Consider the following 16,706-nt stretch of genomic DNA (forward strand, 5'->3'; position numbering starts at 1 on the left):
AAAAGAACAGTCGAAAAAGACATTCAAAGGTACATCGTGCAGCTAACCCACATCCCGCAAAAGACTACGGCATAAACACATGCCGTCCCTCTTTCCCATCCTTTATTCCGTTTCCTTTTGCCTTACAGCAATTGCCCGATTTACTGATTGACTTTCTTTTTTTTCCTGTTTTTTCTTTTGAAAAAAATGATTAGGGGCCGAGCCTCAGCAGGACAGGAAGAATGAAAAACTTAACAGGATTGTAGAACAACTAAAACAAAAAGTTATGAACATTTCAGGAAGACTGACACAAGATGCAACGGTCAGTAAAACAACAACAGGTAAGGAAGTGGTAAACTTCAGTGTAGCGGTAAATGATGGCTACAAAAACAGACAAGGGGAATGGGTAGACAACACCGCATTTATTGAATGTGCCTACTGGCGTAGCGCAAAGCCAGTTTCTTGGCTCAAACAGGGGTTATATGTCGAACTAACGGGGCAGATCAGCGCAAGGGCGTGGACTGGAAAGGACGGCACCCTAAAAGCAGGGCTGAACTTCACAACCTCCAATATCAAACCCGCATGGGGAACAGCATCGGAAAAAGATTCCGTACAGGCCAGTAACAAACAGCAGAACGGCAGTCTTGCCAAAGAAGACGAAAAAGACGACCTACCATTCTAAGCAGGACAGCGCAAAATCAAATCATTTTAACCCTTTAAAAAATAGAAATCATGGGACATAATTTAAATTTCAACAATAGAACGGGCAGATATTCATTTTTCAGTGTTAAGGAAAAAGCTTGGCACGGCTTGGGGCAGATCGTGCAGGACTACCCGACCAGTGCCGAAGCAATCAGACACGCAGGACTGGACTACGAAGTGCAAAAAAGCCCCCTGTTTACAAAAGGTTCAGGAATAGTGGAAATTTCGGACGGCATCGTTATACAGGACACTGAAATTGACGTTCCTAACTATTTTGCCAATATCCGCACGGATAACAATACGGTACTCGGTGTAGTGGGTAGAGACTACCACATCGTACAGAATAAAGATGCCTTTTCATTTTTTGATTCCATCGTAGGCGGTGGCAGTGGAATACTTTACGAAACCGCAGGGGCACTCGGACAGGGCGAACGCATATTCATTACCGCAAAGCTTCCTAACTATATCCGCATAGGAAATTCAGACGATGTTATTGAAAAATACATCTTCCTGACCACGAGCCATGACGGAAGCGGAAGCATAACGGCTGCCTTCACACCTATCCGTATCGTCTGTCAGAACACGCTGAACGCTTCGCTCCGAAATATGAGCAACGTTGTACGCATCAAACATACCGCAGGTGCTAAACAACGGCTCAACGATGCACACAAAGTCATGGGACTGGCGAATAATATGACCACGCAAATGGACAGTATTTTCAACCACTGGTCAACGATCAAAGTCAAGGACAGCGAGGTCAGAAAACTGATACAGCTCGCCTTATGCCCGAACAAGGAATCATATAACCTGCTCAAAAAAGGTGCGGAAGACGAACTGTCAACGATGTTCAAAAATACCGTGGACGATGCCTTTGCCTATGCCATGATGAACGACACACAGCAACTGGAAACGACCAAAGGAACCCTGTTCGGAGCATATAATGCCGTCACTGGCTACTTTCAGAATGTGCGCAATTACAAGGACGGCGAAGCGAAGCTACAGAGCATTGTACTCGGTGGCACTGCACAACTTAAATCACAGAAGGCGTTTGACCTCTGCACTTCATTTGAAAAGATAGGAACGGACATATTTCAATTGAATTAAGCAAATCTTAACAGGTGGCAGGGATTGTAAAAAACTGCCACCTACATAAAATACAAAATCATGAAAGCATTAACAGAAATGAACAACACGGAAAGGGCGTTTACGGTAGCAAGGCTTTTCCCCGATCATCTTGGAACATTGACCGACTTTATAAAAACCGAAATAGCACACCTGCGTGAAAAGGAGCAACATATCAGAAAAGCGTGGCCACCCAATTGCGTTGCAAGTGCTGATTATTGGTACAGGCTTGTCGAAAATGCCGAGCGGACAATCGAAAAATTCGGTGTTCTCCTTTACAGAAACCCAAGGATTTTTGCGGACCAATTTTTCTATCAGGACAACAGCGTTTTTGGTATCCACTGCCTGATCAGACTTGCAGGCTCGCAGGACTTACCACCAATGCTGAGACTGGCAATAGAACTCTATTTCGGGGACGACAAGGTCGTCACCATAGACTTTAAAAAGAAACCTTAAAATTTAAAAAAATGAAAAACTTACAGCAGATGAACAATTTGGATAGGGCGTATCTACTGGCAAACCTATTTCCCGATGAACTGAAAGCGCTGACCGAGTTCATGAAAAAGGAAGCCAACCTATTCACTGACAATCGAAATCAAGTCTATGCGCAGTGGACTGAAAAGAATATAAATGCTGACCTCTGGTTCAGGTTTATAGCAAATTTTCAGAACAGGTACAAGAGAAACGGTACAAGACTGTATAGAAATAAAAAAACGTTCAGGGATCAATTATTTGACGGCTACGATTCCCTATTTACTTTACATGCTATCCTGCATTATACCGAGCAGAAAGAATGTAGCAGTGAATTAAAGTATGCCATATACATGCTTTTCGGAACAAGGAAACTCATTGAAATCAACTTCAATACTTCGCCATGAAAAAATCAGCTAAAATGACGGATGTCATGCTTTTAAAAGCATTCAGCGAGAAAGGGCGTAACAATCACGAGGTAGCCATTATCCCCCTTTGGGGGGACTGGCTTAAAAAGTCGGTTGAGACAACAGACCTGCTCGAACTGCTGAACGTGGAATCCTTTTCGGGCTACATCGCACGAAAAGATCACGGCATTTCTTTCCTGCTTTGCAGGACAGCGAAAATACCATTCTATGAGCAGTGGCTCGATGGAAATGAAATTGCTTTCTTGGAAGCTCAAGCAAGCGAAATAGAACAGCTATGCAGACATTTTGATTGCATCAAAAGTGACAGCCTTCGGGTACATCCGAGCGGGATGGCAAATTATGAAGCATTTGAGGACGTCAAATTCAGAACAGTTGATTTTGACCTCAAACTTATACAGGAAATTTTAACAGCAAAAAATTAGAACTCATGACACGATCAAACTTACATATCACATTATCTGACGGACAGCAGATTATCTGTGTTGCAGATAGTACGAGCGCACCGGAACAGGGCTATATCGTTGAAGAAGTATTCATGCTCCTTATGAAACTTGATGATTCCAGTAAGGAACTATCCTTTCTCAAAAAGCATTGTACAATGGATGAAAGACGGGCAAATGCAACGTACCGCTATTACATCAACCTGATAACAAAAGAGGTTACGATGTTTGAGGAGCATTTTAGCTACACTTCGGAAAAGTTCAGGAAAGGAAAAGATATAACGCAACGCTATACAAACTACGTAGAATACTTGAATAACCAAGATCATGAAAAAGGAAACTGATACAGAACTGCAATCGCTTCATATCATAGCCGAAATGGTGATGAAGTTCGCACAGCTCCATGTTCTAAATATTAAGGAAGAAGACTGGAAACTGCTGAACAACGCAAGGCAATGCCTTGAGAAAGTAATCCATGACAATGGTTACCGCATGAACTATGACAAAAATTTAAAAAATCACCTTATAAAACATTAAGAAATGGACATACTGGCAAAATATAAGTTCGCAGACTATCTCTATAACAGGTTTGTCGAAAATTATAAAAATCAGAACGTCGTGGAAGCTTTCATTTTCTTGGATATTTTATCACGTTACCAAATGTTCGCAATGGAATTCCGAAAACTTTCCGATCAGCGCAGACATATAAAAGAACTGTACAGGGATATTAACAAGGCTCTGAAAAACGGAACCGCTCATAAACTTTTTCTCACAGGCGAGGAAGGTACAGCAGAATTTAACAGAGAAATGAAAGCCTATGGAGATTCCCTAAGGGAACAGGGCTTTTCAGAATCATATATAACACAATGCGTAAGCGATAAAGCAATGAACTACTATGGAAACAGCTAATTTTTTCAGACAGATTTCGCAAATGGACATAAACAGCAAAATTACGCTATCCATTACAAAGGCGACAGAAAACAGGATACTCGTATCTATCTTGATTGAGAATGACAGTTGCGCAGACAAGGCAAAGAATATCATTCCCCCTTTTAATCTGAAAGGAAGTCCCGAAGAACTAGACAACGGATTTTTTGAGCATATCAAAAAACCCCTGAAAACGGCTGACGGACTGATTTCAAATATGCAGAACTTTCTTAAAGGCGTGGAATCGGCTCAGGCAAACTCCGCAATGGAAAAACAAAAGTCGGATAAGGAAAAAGCAAAGGGTAAAAAATACAGCGAAGCCCTGATAAAAGCCGACACGCTTGCAAAAGCAGGTAAATACAAAGAGGCTTGGTCTGCACTTCCGAAAGTCGGTGATTATCCTGAGCATAAAGAAGACATCAGAAAGAAACAGGATGAGTACGAAAAACAATTTGTACCCGATCTCTGGTCAGCTTCCGAGCCGAAGTCAGAAACGGTCGATCAGCAGGAAATTAACCCCTAAAAAGTAATATTATGTTAGTAGCAACAGAACTTCAAAGAGTGTTTATCCTAAAAGAAAAAGAACAGGAAATCAGGCTTGACGACCCTGAGCCAAAGTGGAACTTGCAGGCAGTGTTAAATTTCTATTCAAACAACTACCCTGCCCTGACCACTGCGAAAATTTCACGTCCGACAATCGTTGACGATGTTGTAGAATATCGCTTCGAGACGGTAATCGGAACAAAAGGTTAACCAAAATTTTAAACCCATGAACCATGCAGAAAAAATATCCGCAAACGGTAAAACTGCCCACCGCAATAAGCCAGTCACAACTTCACCGCCAGTTGGGCGAGTTCGCAAAGTGGATGAAACGACCCAAAGATGCAGGAGAACTGCGCAAGGACAGACGGCAGTCCGTTCCACCTGCGATGTTACCAATGCCTTTTTAGCAATGCAGTTTTATCCAAGATTGCATGAACCTGAAATTGGAGAAGATTACAATGCAATAAAATTGGAGAGGGAATTTTTTAAATCCCTCTCCAATATCTCCAAAAAACTCAATATTACTAAACTGGATTGTACCAATGTGCCTTACCCGTATAATATTTCAGCATCATTGGCGAACCTCAAAAAACAGCTCAAACTCAGCATGAACGACTGGCGGGAAATCAGATTGGTAAATGATGGACAGAGTACCTTTTTTGCGCGGGAAGAAAATTATGACACGGGTTCCACGCTATACTATATTCCGGTAATTCCGCTTTATACAATCCTGCACAAAAAAGAGACTGCGAATGCCAGTAAATTATTGGTAGCAGTATATGCCTATATCTATCAGATTCTTGCAGTACCCTATTATAGAAATACTGACTGTTATCTGAACTCTATGTATGAAATGCTTGAAAATTCATACCAAGAAGAGGAGGAAGAATACCAAGATGAGGAAAGTTTAGACGAGTTCAATGACGCTGAACGGATCGGAGATTATATCAAAGAGCTGATAACAGATAAAAAGCATCTGCTATCCTTTCAAAAACTTGTAGACAAGTTCGTTCCAAAAAATGATTTTGATAAAGATGTTCTTTTGATCGCAACATCATTTTATGAAATCTTTCATTCGTTTCCGAATGTACGTATAGACTGTAAATATTTTCCTTTACGGTACAGGGAAATAAACGAAGAATACGACAATCCTATCGCACTGGACAACTATGTTTCATTCTGCGCATCCATTAAAGGAAACCTTTTTGAAACGCTCTGCGATTTCGTTAATAATGAATTACAGGAATATTCCGAAATAGATGAACCTGTACGCTTTATACCCTTTGATAATCGAAAAATAGAAAATAACGATTTCGATTTTGAAACAAAAGTTTTCGATACGATTGACAACCTCATTAGACTTTGGCAGAAACATAACTTTTAAAATTTGAACTCATGGAAGATATAACAAACAATTTTGAAACCTATTTTGAACCAACCTGCGCATTGGTTTTTTACCAAGGTAATAAAGCATATAATGATTCGTATGTCGAATATTTTGACATGGAAGACGGTATCCCCATCAATCCGCATCCCCTATCAGTAAACGAAGGAATCAGATTGGCAACCGCATTGAAAGTCGATGAAAATAATCTACATATGTTGCATTCTGAAGGCGTACTTCCCAGTAACCTATTATCCTTTGATTCAAAATCGGCTACCCTTGTCTGGTATACAAAGGCGCAGTTTCGGGAACTATTTTTTAATAAACATCTTGGAATAAAGTCGGGAAAAGCGCATACACCTCCAATGGTATGGGTCGCAGACAGGGAAACGCTGAGGGTTTTTGCACTTTCAACATCGAGGAGACCCACCCCTAATACCCCTCTTTATTACGCCCCATTTTTTAATGTTTATGAAAACAGCTCAGTTTGCATGGGTACAGTAGATATAGACACCACAGCAACAGGCTCAGTAAATGAACTGATGACCTTGTGGGAAAATTACTTTTTCAATAGTTACTTTTCGCATCTGATGCATGACCACAACCCTGTTAACGGTAACTGTGTCATGCTATGGGAAAATCTTGTAGGAACTGGAAAAGCTTTTCCAAATGACAGCCTTGTAAAAACGTCTCAAAAACTTAAAGACATCTTATTATGAAAACAGCGAAAACAAATATTCATTTTTTGGATAACTATCTGTTAAGTCCCACAAATCCAATTCGTGTAAACGTTATAGGTGCGGGCGGAACAGGCTCAAAGTTTATGACCGCACTCATGGAAATCAATCATAGCCTGTTGGAACTCGATCACCCGGGACTGGACGTACATCTCTGGGACGATGATATTATTACAGCTTCAAATATCGGAAGACAAAGGTTCGCAGATTCGGAAAAAAATCTTTACAAATCACAGGCGATTATTAACCGCCTTAACCGTTGGGCAGGAACAAGCTGGAAAGCAGAGACACGAAAATTTCAGCGTGATGAAGATGCAAAAATACCGACTGGTGCAGGAGCATCTATTTATGTGTCATGTACAGACACGGTGGCATCAAGAATAGAAATTTCCGAAATACTTAATCACCTTAATAATGATTATGGATTCCATAGGGACAAAGGAAAATATTGGCTCGATCTGGGAAACACTAAATTTTCAGGACAGGGAATACTTTCTACCATTGGAAAAATTGAACAGCCAACCTCCAAAAAATTTAAAACAGTTGATACCTTACCGTCTATTATTGAGGAATATGGTAACCTTATGCAGACTTCGGAGCAGGAAGATGATACGCCAAGCTGTTCATTAGCAGAATCACTTGCAAAACAGGATCTTTTTATAAACAGCACGATAGCCAATCTCGGAGCTTCGCTTTTATGGAATCTGCTGAAAACTGGAATGACAGAAAATCGTGGATTTTTCCTGAACCTGCAAAATTTTAAATCTCAGGCCATAACCGTCGGCAGTTGAAAAAACTGCCGCGGCCAAAAGCCGTTGGCTTTTGGCGCAAAAATCGGCTGCAACGGCTGTCTCCCTTCTCCTATCCCCGCTTCGACAGCCGTTGCGGGTTATTTGTGGGATACACAGTATCCCAGAATGCTTCGCAGATAATTTTTTAGTGACATTCAAATTTTCCCAAAGCAATACCGGTTTCTTTATGTAAGTTTTTGCCATTGAATAATTTCAAACCTTATAAATCATATAGATCTTTGGCAGTATTATACATTGTCTCCATCTAACAGGGAGAAATTTCGACCTGGTTTTCTTCTTTCAGTCTCATACTCTTCCCACTGTTCGAAAGTATATTTTTTGCCCTCGTGGATTTTATGAATGCCTCCGCTATAACTATCAAAATCAGAATCAACCGTATAGATTATTTCTTCGGAAAGCTCCTGCTCACCCTTAATGGAAGATTTAAATGTGATATGTTTTATGATATTCGCAGCGTTGTCAATGATTACTGTGATCTTAGAATCAATCGAAAAATCACGTGAAATATGATAATCTTTTGCCTTCGTCCTAAATCCCTGATCCATGAGCAACCTATCCAGATTAGTCTCATTTACTCTTACCCAGCCCTCAAGATGTGATTCTTTTTCGGTAACTGCTTTACATTCAAAAATAGTTTCCAGCGGAATGTCCAATGGCATGGATAGATAATCAAGTCCCCTGTACTTTTCATCTTTCTTATAATTCCCGTCCGAATCTATAAAAAATGCAAGATAGACACCATTGGAAAAGGTATCATGCTCCATCCCCAACGGAGTATTGAAATATAATTTTTCAATTAGCATCAGCATCACCCTATTGGTCGGATTGCGGTGCTTATCCCGAAATCGATTCCATTTAGGTTTGAAATTCTTTTTGTCGGTAATCGCAGCAACACCTAAACTTCTGGCATATTTCCACTCTACCGGACTGAATAATAACGGGTCATTGGTATTGCTGCTCTTATAACTTAGATTAGTGAACTTAAAGGTAGGTTCATCGGCATTCATTTCTCCTTTTTCCAAAGTGAATACTCCATTTGAATCTATATTAAAAAGTGACCTCCCTTTGTAAGAACTTTTTTTTTGAAATGAAAACCTATATTCAACAGGGTTCAATAAATCAGACATGTTTTTAATTGCGGACGGAAACCATCCAGTTTATTACAATTATACTTTATAGTTTTCGGGATTAGCACTCTCAAAATATCCCTGTTCAGCATCTTTTTCCATGGACTCAACCATTTCTTGCGGAACCATATAAAGTGTAAGCATTTTTGCTTCCAGCTCCTTCATTTTTTCCCTATCGTTTAAGGCATGGTACAGCTTAAACAGGATCTCATCTTCGGAAAGGAACTGATAAGGGTCACTTACGTAATGGCTTCTGAATGCAACAAATTCGTTTATTTTTTCAGCAGCCTTTTCATATTGATTAGTCCGTATCAATGAAGAATATAGTCGATTATATGCAAAAGAAAGCCATTGTCCAAATATTTTGCGCTGGTCATCCTGTGAATATTCATTTCGCCCAGTATCAAAATTAGCGAGCAGGTATTCGGCTTCTTTTATCGCATCGTCATAGCGTTCAAGCTTATAATAAAGTAGTACAAGCCTCAGATATCCCATCTTAAAGGGTTGATTCTTGGAAATCGATTCTTTATAATACTTTTCCGCAAGTTCATCATTGCCTCTCTTTTCAGCAATCATTCCCTGCAATTCAAATGCTTCGGGATAATCTGGATCTTTTTCCAAAGCCTTCCTGCAATAGTCTTCTGCCGTATCGATAGAATCAGCATCATAATATGCACTTCCCAAGAGAGCCAGATATTTCTTTTCTTCTGGAAATTCATTATTTAAAATATGTAAATTGGCGATAGCTTTCTCCGTCTCACCAAACATTTTTTGGTTGCTTATTTTCTGCAATAACTTTTCTACTTCTTGTTCATTCATTATTCAAATTTTATAATTGTAAGCAATTTTAACCCCTGAAAGTATTACCAGCCGGAAATTTACCATGTGTGGCCACATATGCATCAATCAGCGACACTTCTTCAGCATTCGCCGTGGCGTAGTTCACATTTTGTACATACCATTCTTTTGGCAACAATTTTCCCGAAGTTAGACTGTTTAATATATATTCATCTTTATCTCCATGATATAATTGGAAAATTACTAAATATCGCGCATATACAGATTTAAAAGATGTCAATCCATATTTCCAGATCGCACCACTCATCATAAATTGGTTTACAAATCCGGCACCATAGGTGTAATTACGCATAAGTCCTGGAGTTCCAACGTGTAGATCATAAACGTTATATATGTCTTTTTCTCTTCTTCTTGTTCTTGGTTTTGTCTGCGGTACGCTGATCGGCGGTGCAATTGGAACCGTTATAGGTTCGTCAATAGGTATGTCCACAGGAGGCGGAACGGGTTTGGGCAACTCTTCATCCACTGTCGGCGGTGGTGCTGTCACGGGTGGTGCAGTGACAAATTCCCAGACTACCTTTGCTGCGTCTGCAATTGCATTGCCTACAGTTGAAAAGAAATCACATATATCATCCCAGAAATACCATATTGCGGCAATTGCGACAACAGCTAAAATTATCCATCCAATAGGATTCCACGACATCGAAGTTCCGGCAGTCGTTGCACTGGCAAAAATACCGGAAGCACCGCCTGCTATTGCTAATTCCATAGTTCGAATTTTTAAAATTTATAATTGTCCCGAGTTTTTACAGCTTATAACACCTCCATAGGGACAGATACATTTTGACACATCTGATAGGGGCTTCTTATCCAGAACTTTAATCTTTGGCACTGTTTTAATCCATGTAAGGGGTACTCCCGAAAGTTCAAGATTTAACCTGCAGATTCCTTTTAATCCACATAGCCCGAAATTGGGGATATTCAGTCCAGCGACGTTATCCTTGTCAGTGGCAAACTTACCATCACGGAGCTTGATCTTTGGATTGGACGTAACAATCAGTGTAGAACTCAATAGTCCTTTATCACAATCCAGTATAGCCTGATCTTTTATGTATTCCATCTTATGTAAGTTTTACCTCAATTCCACCTTTTACATTTATATTCTTGTCATTACTAATCGTAATATCACCACCTTTGGAGGTGATGTCTATCGTTCCGGAACCGCCGCCCTTTTCGGATGGCGTCGCATTTATTGCCAGATTATTGCTACCCGTTACGGTTATATCTTTTCCGGTCAGACTGATCGTACCGTCTTCTTTCATTTTTAAGGAACTGTTACCAATCGTAATTGTCAGGCTCTTTTTTCCTTTAAAACTGATATTTCCCTGGTCGTCCATATCAAAAATAGACGCAGCTGGATTGTTTTCTTTTGCTCCAACATTTATTGAACTCGTACTGCCAGCATTGACCACGTGATTTAAGTTTGCATCGGTCGTCGCATTGCCAGTCCCGTCAAAATGCATATTTGCACCTCCCTTATCTTTTAGATTCATAGAACCAGCACCGTTATCATATTTTAGTTCAGCACCGCTCCTTCCACTGAATGACATAATATTATTTCCAGATCCGCCACCTGCTCCGGACCCGCCGTGAAAAAGTCCTCCCATGACAAATGGTCGGTCAGGATGCTGATAGACAAAATTGACCATAACTTGATCCCCTACCTCGGGAACGGACATAAAGCCCCTATTCGTTTTCACGTCTTCACTGCTGCCAGCATCCGGAGACATGACCCGAATAAACTCTGAACTATCCTTGCCCTGCTGCCAGTCAAATTGAACCTTAACCCTTCCCTGATTTAAAGGATCGCTATTTGAAACTACCTTACCAAATTGTGGTTCGGCCTTTGGGACAATAAATTCCGGTCGGGGAATGTAACCCGAATCGGCCGCAATAGCTTCGAACCTTCCGCTGTAATACCCCCTTGCATCAACTTCATGTACCACTTCGGTCAATAGCAATCGTGTAAAATATGAAGTTTCACTGCTTTCAGCTTTTCGCATTTCCATGTCTGCAGTACAGCCCGGATACAAAAAAGGTACAGTGGATATTCCTGTTGTGATGAACACCTCAGAAGCCTTACTCCCTGCAGTTCCTTTCTGCGACGATTCAACATCCAAAAAGGAATTGGCTTTGATGGGTGCTACACGTAATGAAGGCGTTTTAAACGTTTTTACAGAAATTTCATAAGCTCTCTGCGCAATATCCGAGGTGTGTTTGATAGCCGGAATTCCCCCTGTCAGTTTCTCATTTTTACGGCTATTGTAACCGTAGAAAGAAGGCTTCACATGTTGGGCTTTCATCCGTATCCTTACATCGCTCAGGTTTTTGCCATAGACCAGCTTTACAGGATTTTCAGCAGGTGGGAGCTTTCCGAAATGTAGAACCTCCCCATCATAGAAAAACTGTTCTCCATAAGCTTCCGCTACCCGTGCTAAATAATTGTAATGTGTTTCTTCATACTGCGAACTATAGCTTATATTACCAAAGCTTGCATCTACCCTGAAATCAAATTTGCTCGGGTCAAGACCTTCGCTGATAACTTGCTGTGCAATGCTATTGAGACTGATTTCCTGTCCTCCGCCAAAACTTTGGGTATGCGGTGCCGCATCCAATAAGATCGTTGGACTTTCCCCAATAAGCACAATATTCCCCAGACTTCCCTGATCTTGGCTGAACCCTACCTCGGTCACTACGCCGACAAAGTTTCGCTCCGGGCTCTGCTGTACATCCTTATATCTGAACACAACAGTAATCCGCTTTCCTAGGAAATTTTGTGCCTCTTCCAAATTGTGATTTTCAGCCTCTCCCAAGGTGTCATGTGCTAAGGTCAGCTCAAATGTATGATGCTTTATAGCGCTCTGTACAAGCTTAAAATGCTTAAAAAACCGAATGGAAGTACCCTCAACAACAATTTCAAGCTTTACCAAGCGATTCAGTCCCGTCACTTCATTTTCAACAATTGCATTTGCATTATAAATTTTTGAAGTCGGCTGGTCTTTCCAGAGTTTCCCTTTCGTTAGGGACTTTTCATTCTTCTGTATAGGCTTGTCAAAGAAAGTATTCTTTTCGGCCATTTCTTGTGTAATATTAACAGTTGGTTTGTTACTTTCTCCTCCAACTGCTGAGGAATCTATATGATCCATATCTTTCTGAAACATACATATCTATTTTTTCATTTATGTAATTACAATGATATTCTACCTGTATATGGTGAGACTATTTATTCAGGCATCCAGTCAATAAGATAAAATCCTCATATGAGATGTAGGAATTTATGACTGTTCTGAGAAGGATTCGTACAAATTTCAAAAGGTTGAAACTCTTTTCTATGTGCAGGGATGCACGCTTATATGATATAAATTTATATTCTTTTTCATAAATTAATGTGATTTTGGTTTTGCAATATAGTCTATTGAAAAATCACAGCAAAATGATTTACACACTTTTTTAGAAAGTGTCGTAATTCTACTATCTGTCTATGATGCAACAATTTTGGTCAGAAAAATTGGAGTTAATTTGCAGTTACAGCCCATCTATAATGATCCGTTCCTAAACTGTTCTTTTGCTTTTTCTATTTTTTCTACCCTGTAGACGTACACTATAATCGGTTAGCTTTCTTCATCAGTTCCTTCATATTCTAAAAGGTCAAAAAAATGGGGTTTCGGTTCCCTCACAACACGGCCAGTCCAAGCAATAGTTACTTGATCTTTCATAAACGGCTAAATATAGTATAGATAATATAAGAAAAATTGCGGGAACCCGTAAGGAGATATTCTAAATTTATTCATTTAAAGATATAGCAGCAGTATCCATTTCTGATTTTACTTTGTTTAGATATTGTGTAAAATTCATTCCTGTGACCTGCATAAATACTTTTGAAAAATTAGTCCGTGATGAAATTCCGCACTTTTTTGCCAGTGCATCACTGGTAAATTTATGATATTCAGGATCGGTATCAAGTTTTTCAGTAATATATTTAATCCGTAACTCGCAGAGGTATAGATGAAAATTCACTCCCTTATGTGCCTGAATGATTTCGGATAGATAATTGTGGTTTACACCAAAACTTTTGGCCATTGATTTAAGCTTCACGTGCTCCATAAGATAGTCATGATTTGCTTCAAAATCGCTCAGTTTGTTAAGAACGTCCTCAACAATACTATTACCTATATCCGTTTTCTTGTATGTTCGCATCCTGAATACCCCTTCACCGGGCAAATTCAACGTTCCTCCTGCAAGGTTTATCCCTAAAATGCTATTACGACCCATAACTGTCCTTCTGGATCTCACCCTCAAAAGCAGATAAAACGCTCCAAAAGAAAAAATAAATAGTACGATCATATAAACGGTCCCTCTAATCCAGGATAGCCGCTGTAATTTATCCTTCTCCTGTAAAAGTTTATCTGCATCATATTCATGATGGATCTTTGAAGAGAGGTAAACGAAATCTTCTTCAAGAATTTTATCGACCTTAATAAGCTGTTTAGTATAGTATAATGATTTCGTAGTATCTTTTTGATCAGCATAATAATCTATCAGATCAACATATATATGTCTTACTTCCGGCAGAATAAAATTATGCTTTACAAAAATTGAATCTATCTTTTCAAAATCCCTGACCGCTGCTCCTTTATTCCCCTGCTCCAAATTGGCTCTGCCAAGGTAGGAATACGATACCGTTAACCATGCAAAGTCATTCACCTTGATCAGTTCTGATAAAGAACTGTTCAACATTTTGACCGCATTGCCATAATGTTTGTTCCGAAATCCGCGGATACCCTCCTCTTTGAGGAAATAACTATGTTCCTGCTTGTAATCCGCATTTTTCGATGATCCGGCAAGCCCTACCCCAATCAGAGAGTCAGCCTTTTTATAATCGTCCAGTTTGCGGTAACAGACGACCATTTGATGGATCGTATTCAAGTACCCTCTTTGATTTCCGTACATCAAATTTGGATGCTGATACTTCTTGATCTCACCTTCAAAAAATGCTCTTCCCTCCTCAAAATCATTAAGTGCTTCCCTGTAATAACCGATATAGCTTTTAACAACACCCATATGATAATTCAGCTTGTTTCTATAATATGGATCTTTATTGCTTTTATTCTTTTCAAAAGCTTTTAAATATTCATTCAGGGCAAGCTTATATTTTTTAAGATAGAAATAATAAACCACTCCTTTGCTCAGATATGCACTGCTCAATAAGCTATCGTTCTTAATTGCCTTTGCAACATAGATCGCACTGTCCGCATATTTCAGTTTGACCTGCGGATCAACCGAATAATAGCGGGCATCTTTATAGCCTAAAAAGAGCTGCGTATTATTATTTTCAAGTTTTGCCTTGCGGATAAGCTTTCCTACTAGCGGAAGTGCAGCTGCATCATTTTCTGGAAGGTTCTCATATTGACGCTGAATGAGATAAAAATCGCTCAGCTTTTCTTGCTGGGCAAACAGCAATTCGCACAGAAAAAGTAATATGATTGATAAAAAATGAATTTGTGGGCGGTTCATGGCTAAATATTACTATAAAATTAAGAAAATTTCCCATATACCACACAACCCAAAATCATGGTTAACCGAAAAAGCATTTTACAAAGCAGCACACTGCATATCAATTAATTACGAAATATTCCAAGCAAATCGAAAGTGTGAATTTGCGTTCTAATACATGTGAATGCTTTCTAATACACTTCAAAAATACCCCCGATTCAACATTTTTTCGCAAAAATATTAGGTGACTTTTTCTCAATTATTTACATCCGCCGTAGGGGCCAATTAATTGGTGTGCATTTGATAAGTGAGACCACAAGTTGTTTTAACCTATCCCAAAGACTGATAATTTGGACCACAGAATTCAACCACGTCTCGGCCGAGATAATCTAAAAAATTTTACAATGAAAAAAACAACGGTTATCTCAATATTGATAATCCTCTTCACCCTCTGCGCATTACAATCATGCAGACAGGATGAAATGGATTTAGTACCAGAAAGTAACAGTCTGGTGGAAAAAGAAAATCAGCAAAAGCTCTATTTAAAAACAGAGAATGACACTTTGCAAACAACATCAAATTTAAGTTTTGACGTGGACGGAAATGAGATCAAAGATCCACCACCAAAAGACAAGGATCAATGGAAACATTAACTGTGAAAATTTTCTAATACAGTGTGCATTTGTATTCTGAGACAACAAGTTCTTGCATTTAAGCCAAAAGGCATTCTAAATTTGATGAAATAGAAATTTTGAAAATAGATTTTTATTTCCGCGAAAATGCAAGTGACCAATTAAAGCATATATAACAACCACCAAACAATCACATCATGAGAATTAAGAATATCATTTCAGAACTGATCATATTTATCCTCATTCTTGTATGGGCGTACACCTTCGCCAGTAAAATCTTTGATTTCGACACGTTCAATAGGCAAATTAAAGGTGCTTACCTGTTATCTGCAGGAGGAGCTGTCTTACCTTATGTTTTACAGGCTGTACACCTCGGGATTGTTATACTGCTGCTAAACAAGAAGTGGAGAAGATTGGGATTATTGACTTCCCTCTCTGTCATGATCCTTTATACTGCATACCTCATTTATATTTTAAAATTTGCACCGAGCATTCCATGCTCATGTATTGCAGTTTTTAAAGGTATGAACTGGAACGACCAACTGTATTTTAATTTCATTGCACTGGCAATTAATACTATTGGTCTGATCACTTTTTCATCGCTAAAGCGAGCCCCACACGATAGTGTTCAGACCACTTATAACTAAACTAATAACCAACAGGGGTAGCCGAAAACCTGAACCAAGAGTAGGCGAAAAACTAACCAAAGTTTAGCTTTTTGATTTATAAAAGCACCAAACATCATGAAATCACTAAGAATTACTCTAGGAGTTGCAGCAATTGCAATTGGAAGTTTCGCAGCTTTCTCTTTTGCTCCCGCAAGTAGCAGTGCAAAAGTAGCTTTACAAGAATTTTATGTGAATCCAGACGGTTCACAAGGAGCCCAAGTTACGGGTAACAATCAATGCAAGGATCAAACACAGATCTTATGCTCACAGGAGTACGATACCTCGACCGGCGAACCAACAGGAAATACTAGCAGAATGCATAGAGGTCCTCGTAACTAATAAAAAATTAGACTGCTATGAGCAGTCTTTTTTACATATGCATT

General features: G+C 39.4%; 22 protein-coding genes. 16 read left to right on the forward strand and 6 right to left on the reverse strand.

Annotated features, from left to right (window positions below; all coding sequences use genetic code 11):
* Positions 1–265 precede the first annotated feature (265 nt).
* From OK025_RS24150 to OK025_RS24210, 13 genes are read left to right on the forward strand one after another with little or no spacing between them, the layout of a single operon-like run.
* On the forward strand, positions 266–661 hold the full coding sequence (locus OK025_RS24150; RefSeq protein ID WP_317667307.1) for a single-stranded DNA-binding protein: 396 nt from the start codon (positions 266–268) through the stop codon (positions 659–661).
* Between the two features lie 50 nt (positions 662–711).
* On the forward strand, positions 712–1,785 hold the full coding sequence (locus tag OK025_RS24155) for a DUF932 domain-containing protein (protein WP_317667308.1): 1,074 nt from the start codon (positions 712–714) through the stop codon (positions 1,783–1,785).
* A 60-nt stretch (positions 1,786–1,845) separates the two neighbouring features.
* Positions 1,846–2,259, forward strand: coding sequence for a hypothetical protein (locus OK025_RS24160; RefSeq protein ID WP_317667309.1), 414 nt, complete (start codon positions 1,846–1,848; stop codon positions 2,257–2,259).
* 11 nt (positions 2,260–2,270) lie between these two features.
* Positions 2,271–2,681, forward strand: coding sequence for a hypothetical protein (locus OK025_RS24165; protein WP_312336235.1), 411 nt, complete (start codon positions 2,271–2,273; stop codon positions 2,679–2,681).
* Positions 2,678–3,124, forward strand: coding sequence for a hypothetical protein (locus OK025_RS24170; protein ID WP_317667311.1), 447 nt, complete (start codon positions 2,678–2,680; stop codon positions 3,122–3,124). The genes OK025_RS24165 and OK025_RS24170 overlap by 4 nt, the downstream gene beginning before the upstream one ends.
* 5 nt (positions 3,125–3,129) lie before the next feature.
* The gene (locus tag OK025_RS24175) at positions 3,130–3,486 is read left to right on the forward strand and encodes a penicillin-binding protein (RefSeq protein WP_312336239.1); all 357 of its coding nucleotides are present in this window, start codon (positions 3,130–3,132) and stop codon (positions 3,484–3,486) included.
* Complete coding sequence (locus OK025_RS24180) at positions 3,470–3,679, forward strand: hypothetical protein (protein ID WP_312336241.1); 210 nt, start codon at positions 3,470–3,472, stop codon at positions 3,677–3,679. The genes OK025_RS24175 and OK025_RS24180 overlap by 17 nt, the downstream gene beginning before the upstream one ends.
* Positions 3,680–3,682: 3 nt before the next feature.
* On the forward strand, positions 3,683–4,051 hold the full coding sequence (locus OK025_RS24185) for a hypothetical protein (protein ID WP_317667312.1): 369 nt from the start codon (positions 3,683–3,685) through the stop codon (positions 4,049–4,051).
* Positions 4,038–4,592 (forward strand): PRTRC system protein E, encoded by a 555-nt coding sequence (locus tag OK025_RS24190; protein WP_317667313.1) that lies wholly within the window; start codon positions 4,038–4,040, stop codon positions 4,590–4,592. The genes OK025_RS24185 and OK025_RS24190 overlap by 14 nt, the downstream gene beginning before the upstream one ends.
* A gap of 11 nt (positions 4,593–4,603) precedes the next feature.
* Complete coding sequence (locus OK025_RS24195) at positions 4,604–4,822, forward strand: PRTRC system protein C (RefSeq protein ID WP_241282721.1); 219 nt, start codon at positions 4,604–4,606, stop codon at positions 4,820–4,822.
* Positions 4,823–4,838: 16 nt separating this feature from the next.
* Positions 4,839–5,996, forward strand: a complete 1,158-nt coding sequence (locus OK025_RS24200) for a hypothetical protein (protein ID WP_317667314.1) — start codon at positions 4,839–4,841, stop codon at positions 5,994–5,996.
* Between the two features lie 11 nt (positions 5,997–6,007).
* A complete protein-coding gene (locus tag OK025_RS24205) occupies positions 6,008–6,715 on the forward strand; it encodes a PRTRC system protein B (RefSeq protein ID WP_317667315.1) in 708 nt (235 codons plus the stop codon).
* Positions 6,712–7,524 (forward strand): PRTRC system ThiF family protein, encoded by an 813-nt coding sequence (locus tag OK025_RS24210; protein WP_317667316.1) that lies wholly within the window; start codon positions 6,712–6,714, stop codon positions 7,522–7,524. The genes OK025_RS24205 and OK025_RS24210 overlap by 4 nt, the downstream gene beginning before the upstream one ends.
* A 248-nt stretch (positions 7,525–7,772) precedes the next feature.
* Here OK025_RS24210 and OK025_RS24215 read toward each other — a convergent pair whose 3' ends face one another.
* The 6 genes from OK025_RS24215 to OK025_RS24240 form a co-directional block, all read right to left on the reverse strand.
* Positions 7,773–8,672, reverse strand: coding sequence for a hypothetical protein (locus tag OK025_RS24215; protein ID WP_317667317.1), 900 nt, complete (start codon positions 8,670–8,672; stop codon positions 7,773–7,775).
* Between the two features lie 39 nt (positions 8,673–8,711).
* Positions 8,712–9,491, reverse strand: coding sequence for a tetratricopeptide repeat protein (locus tag OK025_RS24220; protein WP_317667318.1), 780 nt, complete (start codon positions 9,489–9,491; stop codon positions 8,712–8,714).
* 28 nt (positions 9,492–9,519) lie between these two features.
* Complete coding sequence (locus tag OK025_RS24225; protein WP_317667319.1) at positions 9,520–10,239, reverse strand: hypothetical protein; 720 nt, start codon at positions 10,237–10,239, stop codon at positions 9,520–9,522.
* 18 nt (positions 10,240–10,257) lie between these two features.
* Positions 10,258–10,590 carry a DUF4280 domain-containing protein gene (locus OK025_RS24230; protein ID WP_241282651.1) on the reverse strand — a complete coding sequence of 111 codons (333 nt, stop codon included), beginning with the start codon at positions 10,588–10,590 and terminating at the stop codon, positions 10,258–10,260.
* Between the two features lies 1 nt (position 10,591).
* A complete protein-coding gene (locus OK025_RS24235; protein WP_317667321.1) occupies positions 10,592–12,691 on the reverse strand; it encodes a type VI secretion system Vgr family protein in 2,100 nt (699 codons plus the stop codon).
* Positions 12,692–13,313: 622 nt separating this feature from the next.
* Entirely contained in the window at positions 13,314–15,044 is a 1,731-nt protein-coding gene (locus OK025_RS24240) for a helix-turn-helix domain-containing protein (RefSeq protein WP_317667322.1), read from the reverse strand.
* A 383-nt stretch (positions 15,045–15,427) separates the two neighbouring features.
* On the opposite strand from OK025_RS24240, the gene OK025_RS24245 reads away from it, so the two are divergent.
* From OK025_RS24245 to OK025_RS24255, 3 genes are all read left to right on the forward strand, one after another.
* A complete protein-coding gene (locus OK025_RS24245; protein ID WP_317667323.1) occupies positions 15,428–15,676 on the forward strand; it encodes a hypothetical protein in 249 nt (82 codons plus the stop codon).
* A gap of 176 nt (positions 15,677–15,852) precedes the next feature.
* The gene (locus OK025_RS24250; RefSeq protein ID WP_317667324.1) at positions 15,853–16,302 is read left to right on the forward strand and encodes a MauE/DoxX family redox-associated membrane protein; all 450 of its coding nucleotides are present in this window, start codon (positions 15,853–15,855) and stop codon (positions 16,300–16,302) included.
* A gap of 96 nt (positions 16,303–16,398) precedes the next feature.
* Positions 16,399–16,662, forward strand: coding sequence for a hypothetical protein (locus tag OK025_RS24255; protein ID WP_317667325.1), 264 nt, complete (start codon positions 16,399–16,401; stop codon positions 16,660–16,662).
* Positions 16,663–16,706 lie beyond the last annotated feature (44 nt).

Source organism: Sphingobacterium sp. UGAL515B_05 (assembly GCF_033097525.1).
GTDB lineage: Bacteria > Bacteroidota > Bacteroidia > Sphingobacteriales > Sphingobacteriaceae > Sphingobacterium.

Coding starts and splice junctions, on each gene's coding strand:
- OK025_RS24150 (WP_317667307.1), top strand. CDS start 266: ATGAACATTTCAGGAAGACTGACACAAGATGCAACGGTCAGTAAAACA.
- OK025_RS24155 (WP_317667308.1), top strand. CDS start 712: ATGGGACATAATTTAAATTTCAACAATAGAACGGGCAGATATTCATTT.
- OK025_RS24160 (WP_317667309.1), top strand. CDS start 1,846: ATGAAAGCATTAACAGAAATGAACAACACGGAAAGGGCGTTTACGGTA.
- OK025_RS24165 (WP_312336235.1), top strand. CDS start 2,271: ATGAAAAACTTACAGCAGATGAACAATTTGGATAGGGCGTATCTACTG.
- OK025_RS24170 (WP_317667311.1), top strand. CDS start 2,678: ATGAAAAAATCAGCTAAAATGACGGATGTCATGCTTTTAAAAGCATTC.
- OK025_RS24175 (WP_312336239.1), top strand. CDS start 3,130: ATGACACGATCAAACTTACATATCACATTATCTGACGGACAGCAGATT.
- OK025_RS24180 (WP_312336241.1), top strand. CDS start 3,470: ATGAAAAAGGAAACTGATACAGAACTGCAATCGCTTCATATCATAGCC.
- OK025_RS24185 (WP_317667312.1), top strand. CDS start 3,683: ATGGACATACTGGCAAAATATAAGTTCGCAGACTATCTCTATAACAGG.
- OK025_RS24190 (WP_317667313.1), top strand. CDS start 4,038: ATGGAAACAGCTAATTTTTTCAGACAGATTTCGCAAATGGACATAAAC.
- OK025_RS24195 (WP_241282721.1), top strand. CDS start 4,604: ATGTTAGTAGCAACAGAACTTCAAAGAGTGTTTATCCTAAAAGAAAAA.
- OK025_RS24200 (WP_317667314.1), top strand. CDS start 4,839: ATGAACCATGCAGAAAAAATATCCGCAAACGGTAAAACTGCCCACCGC.
- OK025_RS24205 (WP_317667315.1), top strand. CDS start 6,008: ATGGAAGATATAACAAACAATTTTGAAACCTATTTTGAACCAACCTGC.
- OK025_RS24210 (WP_317667316.1), top strand. CDS start 6,712: ATGAAAACAGCGAAAACAAATATTCATTTTTTGGATAACTATCTGTTA.
- OK025_RS24215 (WP_317667317.1), bottom strand. CDS start 8,672: ATGTCTGATTTATTGAACCCTGTTGAATATAGGTTTTCATTTCAAAAA.
- OK025_RS24220 (WP_317667318.1), bottom strand. CDS start 9,491: ATGAATGAACAAGAAGTAGAAAAGTTATTGCAGAAAATAAGCAACCAA.
- OK025_RS24225 (WP_317667319.1), bottom strand. CDS start 10,239: ATGGAATTAGCAATAGCAGGCGGTGCTTCCGGTATTTTTGCCAGTGCA.
- OK025_RS24230 (WP_241282651.1), bottom strand. CDS start 10,590: ATGGAATACATAAAAGATCAGGCTATACTGGATTGTGATAAAGGACTA.
- OK025_RS24235 (WP_317667321.1), bottom strand. CDS start 12,691: ATGTTTCAGAAAGATATGGATCATATAGATTCCTCAGCAGTTGGAGGA.
- OK025_RS24240 (WP_317667322.1), bottom strand. CDS start 15,044: ATGAACCGCCCACAAATTCATTTTTTATCAATCATATTACTTTTTCTG.
- OK025_RS24245 (WP_317667323.1), top strand. CDS start 15,428: ATGAAAAAAACAACGGTTATCTCAATATTGATAATCCTCTTCACCCTC.
- OK025_RS24250 (WP_317667324.1), top strand. CDS start 15,853: ATGAGAATTAAGAATATCATTTCAGAACTGATCATATTTATCCTCATT.
- OK025_RS24255 (WP_317667325.1), top strand. CDS start 16,399: ATGAAATCACTAAGAATTACTCTAGGAGTTGCAGCAATTGCAATTGGA.